General features: G+C 40.5%; 15 protein-coding genes. 13 read left to right on the top strand and 2 right to left on the bottom strand.

From position 1 onward, the window contains the following. Positions 1-14 precede the first annotated feature (14 nt). The 3 genes from CD31_RS22120 to CD31_RS22110 all read left to right on the top strand — a co-directional run bounded on the left by CD31_RS22120 (position 15) and on the right by CD31_RS22110 (position 3,373). Complete coding sequence (locus CD31_RS22120; protein ID WP_036081339.1) at positions 15-521, top strand: sigma-70 family RNA polymerase sigma factor; 507 nt, start codon at positions 15-17, stop codon at positions 519-521. Beyond that, positions 514-1,704, top strand: coding sequence for a hypothetical protein (locus CD31_RS22115; RefSeq protein ID WP_036081336.1), 1,191 nt, complete (start codon positions 514-516; stop codon positions 1,702-1,704). The genes CD31_RS22120 and CD31_RS22115 overlap by 8 nt, the downstream gene beginning before the upstream one ends. 220 nt (positions 1,705-1,924) lie before the next feature. Further along, positions 1,925-3,373: a tetratricopeptide repeat-containing diguanylate cyclase gene (locus tag CD31_RS22110; protein ID WP_036081333.1), complete on the top strand. Its 1,449-nt coding sequence runs from the start codon at positions 1,925-1,927 to the stop codon at positions 3,371-3,373. Positions 3,374-3,424: 51 nt separating this feature from the next. On the opposite strand, the gene CD31_RS22105 is transcribed toward CD31_RS22110, so the two are convergent. Next, the gene (locus tag CD31_RS22105) at positions 3,425-3,973 is read right to left on the bottom strand and encodes a GNAT family N-acetyltransferase (RefSeq protein ID WP_036081330.1); all 549 of its coding nucleotides are present in this window, start codon (positions 3,971-3,973) and stop codon (positions 3,425-3,427) included. 165 nt (positions 3,974-4,138) lie between these two features. On the opposite strand from CD31_RS22105, the gene CD31_RS22100 reads away from it, so the two are divergent. From CD31_RS22100 to CD31_RS22060, 9 genes are all read left to right on the top strand, one after another. Next, the gene (locus tag CD31_RS22100) at positions 4,139-4,609 is read left to right on the top strand and encodes a DUF2975 domain-containing protein (RefSeq protein ID WP_016994608.1); all 471 of its coding nucleotides are present in this window, start codon (positions 4,139-4,141) and stop codon (positions 4,607-4,609) included. A gap of 10 nt (positions 4,610-4,619) precedes the next feature. Beyond that, complete coding sequence (locus tag CD31_RS22095; RefSeq protein ID WP_004229042.1) at positions 4,620-4,841, top strand: helix-turn-helix domain-containing protein; 222 nt, start codon at positions 4,620-4,622, stop codon at positions 4,839-4,841. A gap of 118 nt (positions 4,842-4,959) precedes the next feature. After that, positions 4,960-5,610, top strand: coding sequence for a TetR/AcrR family transcriptional regulator (locus CD31_RS22090; protein WP_036081327.1), 651 nt, complete (start codon positions 4,960-4,962; stop codon positions 5,608-5,610). Between the two features lie 49 nt (positions 5,611-5,659). Beyond that, on the top strand, positions 5,660-7,978 hold the full coding sequence (locus CD31_RS22085; protein WP_036081324.1) for an ABC transporter permease: 2,319 nt from the start codon (positions 5,660-5,662) through the stop codon (positions 7,976-7,978). Between the two features lie 5 nt (positions 7,979-7,983). Next, positions 7,984-8,739 carry an ABC transporter ATP-binding protein gene (locus tag CD31_RS22080; RefSeq protein ID WP_016994606.1) on the top strand — a complete coding sequence of 252 codons (756 nt, stop codon included), beginning with the start codon at positions 7,984-7,986 and terminating at the stop codon, positions 8,737-8,739. Positions 8,740-8,843: 104 nt separating this feature from the next. Next, a complete protein-coding gene (locus tag CD31_RS22075; protein ID WP_026023494.1) occupies positions 8,844-9,362 on the top strand; it encodes a sigma-70 family RNA polymerase sigma factor in 519 nt (172 codons plus the stop codon). After that, positions 9,349-10,011 (top strand): TIGR04104 family putative zinc finger protein, encoded by a 663-nt coding sequence (locus tag CD31_RS22070; protein ID WP_036081319.1) that lies wholly within the window; start codon positions 9,349-9,351, stop codon positions 10,009-10,011. The genes CD31_RS22075 and CD31_RS22070 overlap by 14 nt, the downstream gene beginning before the upstream one ends. A 141-nt stretch (positions 10,012-10,152) precedes the next feature. After that, a complete protein-coding gene (locus CD31_RS22065) occupies positions 10,153-10,704 on the top strand; it encodes a biotin transporter BioY (protein WP_036081316.1) in 552 nt (183 codons plus the stop codon). An 18-nt stretch (positions 10,705-10,722) separates the two neighbouring features. After that, positions 10,723-12,288: an amidohydrolase gene (locus CD31_RS22060; protein WP_052125424.1), complete on the top strand. Its 1,566-nt coding sequence runs from the start codon at positions 10,723-10,725 to the stop codon at positions 12,286-12,288. Between the two features lie 34 nt (positions 12,289-12,322). Here CD31_RS22060 and CD31_RS22055 read toward each other — a convergent pair whose 3' ends face one another. Beyond that, entirely contained in the window at positions 12,323-12,532 is a 210-nt protein-coding gene (locus CD31_RS22055) for a hypothetical protein (protein ID WP_016994601.1), read from the bottom strand. 47 nt (positions 12,533-12,579) lie between these two features. Here CD31_RS22055 and CD31_RS23655 point away from each other — a divergent pair, with 47 nt between their 5' ends. Continuing rightward, entirely contained in the window at positions 12,580-12,723 is a 144-nt protein-coding gene (locus CD31_RS23655; RefSeq protein WP_016994600.1) for a hypothetical protein, read from the top strand. Positions 12,724-12,735 lie beyond the last annotated feature (12 nt).

Below are 12,735 nucleotides of genomic sequence, written 5' to 3'. Positions count from 1 at the left end.
TGTAAGAAGGGGAGGTGGACGGCATACTTGAGGAAATGATCGAAGAACATGCAGCGCATTTATTACGTCTCGCCTATTTGTATGTGAAGAACCGACAAACCGCAGAGGATATTGTGCAAGAGGTCTTTATTAAATTTTCTCAGCGTGGCTATGAAGAACGTGGGCAGTTGCGTGCGTATTTATCCACGCTAACGATTAATCAAAGCAAGGATTATTTAAAAAGCTGGCATTATAAGAAATTACTATTACAAGAAAAAATATTTCCTGTTCAGGGGAATAGACAGCGAGATGAGCTGGTGGCAGCAGAGGAACGATCTCAAATTGGGGCAGCTATTTTAAAGCTTTCACTTACCTATCGGGAGCCCATTATCCTTTATTATTTTGAAGAAATGAAGATTCGTGATATTGCCCAGCTACTTGGCATTGCAGAGAATACGGTCAAAACAAGACTGAAGCGGGCAAGAGAAGCATTAAAGTCTCATCTGAAGCAGGAGGAATGGGAGGTGCTTAGACATGAATGAGATACAGAAGGAATTACTCAAAGTCGCTGGTGATATGACAGCAAGCAAAGAACGCGTCAAAAAACATGTACTACAACAGTCTATCAATAGAAGGAAGCCTTTGCGTTTCACCCTATTAACCGTCGTGCTGACACTTTGTGTGGTGGGGTTTATGATGGTGCAGCTTCTTACGAACGAAACAGAGCAAACATCCTCACTATTTCATGAAAGACAGCTTGAGTATTTCGAACGTCTTAATCAGCTAATGTGGCCAGGGAAAGAGCAGGAATTTTATAAAGAGGAAGCCTATCTATCGTATGAGAAGCTCGTTGCCGCCTACTATTTTGCGAAATCAGTAGGGATTGATTATTCTAAGGCAGAGCTAGAGGCGGAGAGAAAGAAGCAGGTAGAACAGTTGGAAATGCTTTATCAAGCATCTGAATACGAAGCACTATTTCAGGGATTAGCACCGAAGCAGTATGTTGAAACATATCTCGAGCCCCTTCTGCCGATGTATACAACGCGAACAAAGCTATATGCTCTCTATAAAGAAAAATATCCAACTTTTTATGCTTACCAAGAAGTAGCCAATATTGATGCGAAACGATATTTCCAAGCGCATTATACTGAGCAGGCAACAGCCTTTCAAAAGGAGCATAACATTGTAATACGTACGAGTTCACATGGCTCTTCAATGGTCGGAACAGTTGCAGAGGTTGAATCGAATGTTTTCTTATTTATTGAAGGGGTGATTCCTGAGGACCTTGATCATATGGCAGAGGAACAGCTTGCTGCAAAATATGAACAAGCCAATTGGTATCCTGTGCTGGATGATTTTCCTGTCGAGCAGGGGGATTATATTACTTTAACTTCTATGGGAACAGGGAGTATTGAGGAAAATGGAATCGTAAGAAAATATGGTTTATTATCTAAACTGGAAAAACTAGAGCCAACCATTACAAAAATGCTTGAGCTAGAAAATGACAAAGAGGTTGCTCAGTTTTTACAGGATATCCCTTGGCAGCCTGCAGCATATATGAAAAGACCACCCGAATATTCATTTGAAGTGGAAGACGTCCGTATTGAAATGTGGAAGGGCTATGGCGGTTCAATTTATCTCCAAAAGGCTGGTAGCGTAGAAATTCACCTTAGTGCCAACAGAGCGAAGGAATTAATAGCCATTCTAGGCATAGAAGAATCTTAACAAGTCTCTTGAAAGAGGCTTGTTTTTTGTTTAGGGGAAAATATAGTAAAAGTACCATGTTAAAATAACCTTTAATTGAATGTAGGAAAAAATACACACTGATTTTCGTTATTAGGCTGAATTACTTAATGTCGAAAAAATAAATGAGTCCAAAGAATTGTAATATTTTAAGGTCAAAGGTAGTATTAAAGAAGTAAGGATGAAGAAAAGGAGGGGCGGTATGAACGCACAAGAATTTGAAGAACTATGGATTACGCTTAATGAGTTATATAATGCGGATCGTTTTTTAGAATATATAGAAATAAGTAGTGCCGCAATTGAAAGTGCCATTAAGCTTGAAATGTATGATAAGGCTATCCTTCTATTACGCTATAGCTGTGCCAGTTATTTTCAAACGGGTGATTTACAGCTTTCTATAAGTGTCCTTGAACAATATCGTGAGTTAACATTTCAACATGGCAACGATATTGATTTAATTCAATATTACAATTTAGCAGCCATTTATTGGGGAACATTTGGTCATTTAAAGAAATCAGAAGAGTTGATGTTGAAAGGCTTAAAAATTGCTGAAGCAATCCAGCACGTGGAGAGCATGGGGAAAATCTATAATAACCTGAGCGACTTAGAAATATCCATGGGAAGCTATCGGACAGCTAAGGAATTTGCCTTAAAGAGTTTATATTATGCGAATGCGTTTGAAATGAAGCATAAAGAGCCTTATACAGGGATTATCCATCCGAAGACAAACCTAGCTGTTGCACTTATTTGGCTTGAAGAATTTGAAGAAGCCAATACGATATTACAAGAATTAATGGCAACCATTCATCATCCACCCTATTCGAAAGTACAACTTGAGGTACTCAATGCCTATGCCTTCCTGTGTGAAAGACAGGGACGTATAAGTGAGGCCATTGATTTATATCAAAAGACAAAGCATTATGCTTTACAAAACAATGACCTTTCTCTACTTCAACTAATTTATAATTCTTTAGTGAAGCTAATTGAGGAGCAAGGCAATAAAATTGTATTATGTGCGATACAAAAGGAATATATAAATATTTTATTAGAAATCCAGCGTGAAAACTATTCACATGTATTGTTTGAAATGGAATATAACGATCATAAGAAGCAGTTTGAAAAAAATGCCTATATTGATCCTCTGACGAATATTTACAATCGTCGCTATTTTGATGAACAGGCCAAAAAGATGGTCGAGAAGGCGGCTGAAAAACATCAGCAATTGGCCTTGATGATGGTGGATTTAGACCATTTTAAAGAAATCAATGACATGAATGGTCATTTATTTGGCGATGATGCTTTGACGAATACAGCCAAAACCTTACAGGACTATTTTCAGCCCTTTGAGTCCATTGTTGCCCGTTTTGGGGGGGATGAATTCATTGTGTTGAGTCAAGTAAAGGAAGGTGAATCAGTGCAAACATTGGCTGACAACCTGTATCAAACCTTAACGGCACTATCACTGACAGTGAATAATCAAACGGTTCAGTTGGAATTTAGTATTGGTGTCAGTACGAATGATCATGGCAAAATTCAGAAAGTAGAGGAGCTTATCCAGCATGCGGATGAAGCGCTCTATAAGTCAAAGCGTAATGGCCGCAACCAAATTACGCACTATAATCATTATTGCGATGTGGGAAATGGTATTTAAAAGAGAGAGAGGCATATCTACGCGGAAAGTGCCTCTTTCGTAAACGTGTTGCTAGTGTGATGGATTAAGCAAGCCATACAACACAATATCTTCAAAAGTCCCGTTTTTATAAATATGATCCTTTAAGGTTCCCTCATAGTGCATGCCACATTTCTCCATAATTTTCCCAGAGGCGGGATTGGAATGGAAATACCGGGCATAAATACGATGATACTGTTTCTCCTGAAAGGCAAATTCAATCATCGCTTGAGCAGCTTCTGTTCCGTAGCCATTACCCCAATAGGGCTCTCCAATCCAATAAGCGATTTCTCCTCTTTGATGTTGGGATTGATTTGACAGTCCTATCGCTCCATATAATTGTCCACTTTGTTTGTCTGTTATCGCGAATTCGTAACTTCGATTTTCCTCAAAGTTTTGTTGATGCGTGGAAATCCATGATAATGCACATTCTAATGTATAAGGATAAGGTAAACTCAATGTGCTTTTATAGATCGCATAATTGTTACATAAAACACTTACTTCTTGTGCATCTGCTTCTGTAAAAAGTCGAAGTATTAAACGAGGTGTTTCTATCGTCTTTTCGGCTGGCGAATAAATCATCGAATACCCCCTTTTTAATGGTTGGATTGATTATAGCACAATAAAAAGTAAAGTAAACCAAATAATGGGTGTTATAGTGCATCTTGAATTGGAATAAAAATTTATTGAAAAACGATAAATTATGTGATAAATTAAACAGGAGAATAAATAAAAGAGGTGCGTAAGATGAAACGAGAAACGCTCTTTTTAAAGATAGCTGTTTTTCTAATAGGTATACCCGTTCTTGCCTTATGTGTATGGGTGGTGCCTCGTGTTGCATTGGATACAGTGGAGCATTCTCCCATTCTAACCATTGTTGCTTTAATTGGCGTCTATGCAACGGCTATTGCATATTTTGTTGCGCTATTTACGACGATCAAACTATTGAGCTATATTGACCAAAACATTGCATTTTCAGAGCTGTCAGTGAAGGCTTTAATTAAGATCAAATATTGTGCAATTATAATTAGTAGTGTTTACGTGGTTGGCATGCCACTGATATACTATGCTGCAGAAGTAGACGATGCCCCTGGTCTAATACTTATCGGAATGGTCATTATTTTTGCTTCCTTTGTCGTGGCAGTCTTTGCTGCAGTGCTGCAAAAGCTTCTTAAAAATGCCATCGATATCAAATCAGAAAATGATCTAACGGTTTGAGGTGAATACTATGGCAATGATCATTAATATTGATGTAATGCTGGCAAAACGAAAAATGAGTGTAACAGAGCTTTCAGAAAAAGTTGGCATCACGATGGCAAACCTTTCGATATTAAAAAACGGCAAGGCCAAAGCCATCCGCTTTTCAACATTAGAGGCTATTTGTGAGGCATTGGATTGCCAGCCTGGCGATATTTTGGAATATCGGAAGAACGAGGAACTACAAAAATAAGGATCTGCGTAAAGCAGATTCTTTTTTTGTAGAAATTATTGCCAACAGAAGTCGTCCTATGCTAGGATAAAGAAAAGATATATCGACAGGCAGTCGGTCAATTATGAGGAGTTGTCTTATGAGAGAAATAAAAAAAGCGGAAGAACGCAGAAATGAAATTTTAGATGCAGCGGATGAATTATTTACACAGAAGGGGTTTGATGGTACGAGTACGAGTAATATTTTGGAGAAAGTAGGCATTGCTCGAGGCACACTCTATTATCATTTTAAATCGAAGGAAGATATTATGGATGCACTCATTGAACGTTATACAAGCACAATGCTAGCAAAGGCGAAAACCGTTGCAGCAGACAAGACTATAGCTGTAAATGAGCGGATATTGCGCGTTGTCATGGCATTGAATATGCAAAATGAACAGGGTGGACAGGAGATGATGGAGCATGTTCATAGGCCGCAAAATGCTTTGATGCACCGCAAAATACAGCAAGTGATCATTAATCAGGTACCACCAATCCTTACCGCCATTATTCGTGAGGGCATTGAGCAGGGTGTTTACCAAACGCCTTATCCCTATGAGTGTATGGAAATGATTATCGCTTATACCAATACGGTATTCGATGATGATCTCGTCTTAATGACAGATGAGGAACGTGCTGCCCGTATTCCAGCATTGATTTTTAATATTGAACGAATGCTAGGGGTGGAAAATGGTAGCCTATTGTATATGATGCAAATGTTTGGAAATAAAGGAGAAGGCACTACAAACTAAGTTTTAGAGGTATTGTTAGGACGGTTAACAACTTACAAAGAGGTGACCTATGTACTGGAAAATTGTGCGAAATGATATGGCAAATAGCAAGCTAATTACAGGTATGACCACCTTATTTGTGGCGGTAGCGGCTTTACTTGTCACACTTTCGGCAGTACTTATTGTCCATTTGACAAGTGCAATTGACACACTGATGAAACAAGCAGAAACGTCTCATTTTCTTCAGATGCATGCAGGGGAAATTGATCAAGTGCGGCTTACTGAATTTGCAGAGCAAAATAAATATGTAGATGAATTTCAAATGAATGAATTTCTAAATGTGGAAGGGACGAAGATCAATATTGCGGGTACCACTTTGGCACACAGTGTGCAGGACAATGGTTTCAGCACACAAAGTGAGAATTTTGATTATTTACTTGACCTTGATGGTCATGTGATTGAAGTGTCCAATGGTGATATTTATGTTCCTGTAAGCTATTGGAAAGATGGCATTGCCGACTTGGGTGATACCGTAATCGTTCATGATCAAACCTTTACAATAGCTGGATTTCTAAGGGATTCACAGATGAACTCTATGCTGGCTTCCTCCAAACGCTTTCTTGTCAGTGAACAAGATTTTGCAGCAATCCAGGAAGCAGGCACGATTGAATATTTAATTGAGTTTCGTTTGAAAGATTTGAAGGATTTAAAGAATTTTGAAGAAGCCTATATAAGTGCAGGGCTGGAAGCAAACGGACCGACCATTACCTACCAACTTTTTCAAATGCTGAATGCCATATCAGATGGGCTTATGATTGCTGTGATCTTACTCATTAGTCTTCTTGTAGTCGCTATTGCTTTTATGTGTATTCGATTTACATTGCTCACTAAAATTGAAGAGGATTATCGAGAAATCGGTGTGATGAAAGCAATTGGCCTACGAGTGGCAGATATTCAGAAAATGTATCTAGCCAAATATGGTGTTATAGCTGTGATCGGCTGTATGCTCGGTATTGCCTGTTCCTTCTTCCTCCGAGACATACTATTAGAAAATATCCGTCTGTTCATGGGAGAAACGGACAATGTTTCACTCATTTGGTTGTTCACGGCTCTGGGGTTGTTGCTCGTATTTATGATGATAATGGGCTATGTACAATCGGTACTGAAACAGTTTCGCAAGCTATCAGCCACGCAGGCTATTCGCTTTGGCACAATGCAAGGAAAAGGGCAACATGCAAAATTATTGAACCTTAGCGCCAATAAAAGGCTACCGATTAATCTTTTCCTTGGCATAAAGGATGTGCTATCACGAAAAACACTTTATGCGACAATGCTCGCAGTATTAGTATTGGCAACATTCATTATCATCGTCCCTCAAAACTTACACAACACAATTGCAGCTAAAAGCTTTATTACGTATATGGGGATTGGGAATAGTGACATCCGAATTGATATCCCACAAGGCAAGCAAAATGAACAACAGGTGGCAGCGGTGATGGAGGCGCTTGAGCATGACACAGCCATTAAGAATTACACTGTTTTGACAACAAAAAAGTTCTCAACAATTGCTGAGGACGGAACAGCGGAAAACCTAAAGATAGAGCTCGGTGACCATACGATCTTCCCCTTAGAATATGCACATGGAGAGGCTCCAATTGCCCCTAATGAAGTGGCGCTTTCAGTGCTCAATGCGAGGGAGCTTCAAAAAAAGGTTGGCGATAGTTTAGCAGTGGTCATTAATGGAGAGAAGAAAAATTTGAGGGTCAGCGGGATTTATTCAGATATTACCAATGGCGGCAAGACTGCGAAGGCAGCTTTCTCTGACCAGTCTACGGATAGCATGTGGAGTGTCATCTATAGTACGATGGCAGACTCTTCTCTTGTCGCAGATAAAAGGGCGGAATATGCAAAAACCTTCTCATTTGCCAAAGTGTCAGGTATTGATGATTATATTTATCAAACTTTTGGTACAACGATTCATGCCATTGAAAAGGCAGCCCGTGCAGCACTCGTCATTGCCTTATTGCTAGGTGTGCTCGTGACATTCTTATTTATGAATATGTTGATTGCAAAGGATCAAGCGCCCATCGCGATCATGAAGGCATTAGGATTCACAAATGTCGATATAGCTACACAATATGCGGCACGTTCGATTTTTGTATTACTGCTAGCAATCTCGATGGGGACGTTGCTCGCAAACACGCTAGGTGAATATTTAACTAGTACGGTCATTGCCTCATTCGGGGCCGCTTCATTTGATTTTATGATTAATCCACTAGCTGCTTATGTTTTTTGCCCACTAGCGCTTACAAGTGTCGTACTGCTAGCCACACTATTTGGTACGTCAAGGGCAGGGCAGGTAAAAATTATTGAGCATATAAAGGAGTAGAACCTATGAATATAGTGAGTGGTGAGCAAATAGCAAAGGCGTTTCAGGTAGGCAATGAAAAGCATCCCGTTTTACTAGATGTATCAGTTACAGTCAGTCAAGGGGAGTTTATTTCCATTATGGGCCCATCAGGCTGTGGTAAATCAACACTGTTGTATGCCCTTAGCGGGATGGACAGTATTGATCAAGGTCAGGTCATCTTTGATGGAATGGATTTAACGACATTAAGTGACAAAGAGTTGGCTGATTTGCGTAGAACGAAAATGGGCTTTGTCTTTCAGCAGCCAACCTTTCTAAAGAGCTTAAATATCCTTGATAATATTCTGTTACCTGCGATGCGTGATGAGCGAAAAAATGTGAGGACATTGACAGAAAGGGCACTACAGATCATGAACAAAATGGGGATTGCAGACTTAGCAAGGCGAGATATTACACAGGTGTCTGGTGGGCAGCTTCAACGAGCAGGCATCTGCCGTGCCTTGATCAGCAACCCACAAGTGATCTTTGGAGATGAACCCACAGGCGCATTAAATTCAACGTCTGCTCAGGAAATCATGGACTTATTAGCCTCCATCAATCGTGAAGGCACAACGGTAATGCTTGTGACCCATGACCCAAAAATTGCCGCAAGAACAGAGCGTATCCTTTTTATGTCTGATGGCGCTATCGTGAATGAGCTGAGATTGCCTCGATTCACAGGCGCTGATTTAGATGATCGAATGGTCAAGGTTGTCTCTTCGATGCAAAAAATAGGTATTTAGCTTGAAGAAATCCGTAATGATTTAAAAATTACGGATTTTTTTTTGATAAAATGAATCGCAATCGTTATGGCGTCCGTCAGTAGTGTAGAAAGTAGGTGAGGGCAATGATGGCTATTGAACAGATAATTGAGGAGCACGGTGATTACTTACTAAAGGTCGCCTATCTATACGTAAAAAATAAGGCGACGGCGGAGGACATCGTGCAGGATGTGTTCATCGCCTTTTATCAAAAGCAGGAACAATTTCGCAGGGAAGCATCCTTACGTACATATTTAGTGAAAATGACGGTTAATCGAAGTCACGATTATTTACGAAGTTGGAAAAGTAAACGACTGACATTGTTTGAAAAAATCAAGGGACGCACAACAGCTATGACACCTGAAAAGGAGATGCTAGAGAAAACTGTAAAAAAAGAGCTGGTGGAGGCCTTGTTTACATTATCAGTTGCCTATCGAGAGGTCTTGATACTGTATTATTTCGAGGAGATGTCGACTGTGGAAATTGCACAGCTTGTTCACTGTCCAGAAGCAACGATTCGCACAAGATTACAGCGAGCTCGTAAACAATTAGCAACAGCAATGGGTGACTTTGATTGGGAGGTGCTACGCCATGAATCAATTTAAAGAGGATGTTTTAAAGGAGCTACAAGATGTCAAGCTTTCACAGCAGCGCAAACAAGTAATTGCGGAAAAAGCACGACGAAAAGTTCAACGCAAAGCGGGTGGTCAATGGACGTATCGTATCGTGTTCGCTACCTTTACTATTTTTGTTATCGGTTTTAGCTATATCTTGACACAACAGAAGGGGCAACAGAGTCCAGGCCATCAGGCGGCTAGCCTGCAGTCAGATACTTGGCATTGGTGGTCACTATTTGCTTCGGATTATATAAGAGGAATGATTTTACTGAGCATTTTTATAGGAGCTACATTTATTGTCAAACGCTATCTATTGAAAAAAGGGTATGGTTTACCTGTTTGTATTGAATGTGGGGAGAGCTGGTCTGAGAAGGATGCTCGTAAATTATATCGCAAAAATAGTGGAATTGTGTGCCCTCATTGTGGACAAAAACAATACCGCACAAAAAAATCCATGCAAATCAGTGGTGTAATGACGATGCCAGTGCCGCTACTGATTATGTTGCAGCATGTTTTCCATCATTTTGTTATCGGTCTCATTTTCTTTTTAGTGGGCATGTTCTTTTACCATTATCAAATTGCGCCATATGTATTTAAGCTACAAGAGAAAGATCCCATGAATGAACCTTTATGGTAATGATTTCGGCAGGAAATTGATAGGCTAATCTAGCAATTTCTTTTTTTATTCTAAAATAGATTGACAATGGTTTTCATTTGCTTTATCTTTGTGTTAACTTATTTTTATTATTAGTTAACGCACAAGGGGAGGCTTTTTACATTGAAAAAAGGAAGTACATATCAATATGTGTTAGCAGCATTTGGGGCAGCGATAATCGCGGTTTTAGCACAGGTAACAATTCCACTACCACTTATCCCGATTACAGGTCAAACGTTAGCGGTTGGCATCATCGTGACGATTTTAGGGACAAGATTAGGCACGTTATCTGTTCTATTATATATTTTACTAGGGGCAGTAGGTTTACCTGTATTTAGCGGTATGTCAGGTGGACTTGGGATTTTAGTTGGTCCAACAGGTGGATATATTGTTGGCTTCCTTGCCACAGCCATTATTATGGGCTTATACTTAGATAAATTTGGTATTACATTTACTCAAGCTATTATTGCGAATATCATTGGGATGTTCGTTACGTTAGTGTTTGGAACAGTGTGGTTAAAAATTGTAGCAGATTATACATGGACAGCTGCCTTTATGGGTGGTGTTGCACCATTTATCGTGGTTGGTATCGTCAAAGCGGTACTTGCAGCATGGATTGGTGTGATTGTTCGACGTCGCTTAGAAAGAGCGCACTTAATTGAAGCAATAGCATAGGACATGGGAGGAATTGTTTTGGCAACATTATGGACAGGTGGTAAGATTTACACGATGGCTCAGGTTGGTGAAACAGTGGATGCAGTCCTTGTTGAAGATGGAAAAATTGTGGCGACAGGCTCAGCGGAGAGCTTGTCGCCACTAGCTGCTTCTATCCAACATTTAGAGGGCAATATCATGTATCCAGGCTTTGTCGACAGTCATTTACATATTATTGGCTACGGAGAAAAGCTCAAGCATCTTGATGTATCGGCGGTTACAAGTAAAGAGGCGTTACTTGTGAAACTTCAGGAGCGAATGGCTGAGGCGTCAGCACATGAATGGGTCATTGCGATTGGACTAAATGAAAACCAATTTGAGGAGCCCATTTTCCCGACCTTAGCGGAGCTAGATGCCCTTGGAGATGCTCATTTAATCATTAAACGGAGCTGTCATCATTTGATCCTAGCCAATTCCAAGGCACTCGCTTTTGCAGGAATTACAAACAGGACTCCTTCGCCAGAGGGGGGTGTCATTGACAAAGTAGATGGTCAGCTCACAGGGATCCTAAAGGATGCCGCATTGTATTTAATTGTTAACCAGATGCCACATATTACACCTGCGTATATTGAGGATGCACTGACAAAGGCGGTGACCTCATTGCAATCCTATGGTTTAGTAGGGGGACATTCAGAGGATTTAAGCTATTATGGACCGCCAAGCCAGCCGATTCAGGCTTATCGCAAAATAGTAGAGGCACAGCAATCCTTTAAGGTGCATTTATTACAGCATCATACAGTCTTTGAAGAGGTTGCGAAGATGAATTTAGCTTCCTCACCATTTTTGGCGTTTGGTGCGATGAAAATTTTTATTGATGGAGCCTTTGGAGGTCGTACGGCTGCACTACGTCAGCCTTACTGTGATGATCCAGACAATGCAGGGATGCTTATTCATACAACCGAGCAATTAGCAAGCTATGTTCAGCTGGCACGTCAATATGGACAAACCGTTGCCGTGCATGCCATTGGCGATTTAGCAATAGACACGATTTTAGACGTTTTTGCGGCATATCCTCCTCAGGAAGGTCAGCTTGATCGGGTGATACACTGTAGCTTAGTTGATGAGGAGCTATTAGCTAAGCTAGCTGCATTACCAGTGGCAGTGGATATGCAGCCGCAGTTTGTACAGGGGGAATACCAAGCAGAGCTATCGAGACTTGGAGAGGAGCGCGCACAGGGCTTACATCCTTTAAAGTCGCTTCTTGACAGAGGGCTGATTGTCGCAGGCGGCAGTGATGCTCCGATTGAAGTGCCAAACCCATTGCATGGTATTTATGCGGCTGTCACTAGAAGAAATTTTGGGGAGTCACATGATGGCTATAACCCGCATGAGAAAATTTCTAGATTTGAGGCAGTCCGTTTGTACACAGTAGGGGCTGCTGAAATCATTGGACAGCAATTGATGCGTGGCAAAATTGCAGAAGGCTTTGCAGCAGACTTTACGATTTTACAAGAGGACGTTTTTACGGTAGAGATGGAGCAGCTTCCACACATTCAAGTCGCATGCACGGTTGTGAATGGTCAGATAGTATATGAAAATCGCTGAGAAGGTTATCCTTCCCAGCGATTTTTTTATGGGACTATTGTTTGTCAGCTAGTTGTTTTACTTGTTGTTCTAAGGTCGACACACGTTTTGATAAGTCCTCTACTTGCTGTTGCATGGTTGGTGGAGGAGACACAGGGGCAGTGGATTTCATTTTTTTGATCATATGGATCATCACGAAAAAGATCGCTAGAAACATACATAAAAGAACGATTGTACTAATGATATCGCCAAGGTTGAATTTCATGTTTGCGCTCCTTTCGGTAGTGGGTATCTAGTTATATACAGGGTGGCATGCTAAAAAGTTTCAAAAAAATGGAGATTGTCACGATTAATACAAAAATTGACGCCTACTTTGGTGTAGAGGAGTGCTATTTTATTGGCTTTGAGGAATGGGCCATAGCAGTCAAAACATACGTTAGTAGTGAGCGATTTTAACAGCATGATAGG

The sequence above is a fragment of the Lysinibacillus boronitolerans JCM 21713 = 10a = NBRC 103108 genome, assembly GCF_000772935.1.
Lineage (GTDB): Bacteria > Bacillota > Bacilli > Bacillales_A > Planococcaceae > Lysinibacillus > Lysinibacillus boronitolerans.
Note: the sequence above shows the minus strand (reverse complement) of the source record. Positions and strands in the feature narration are given on the sequence as shown.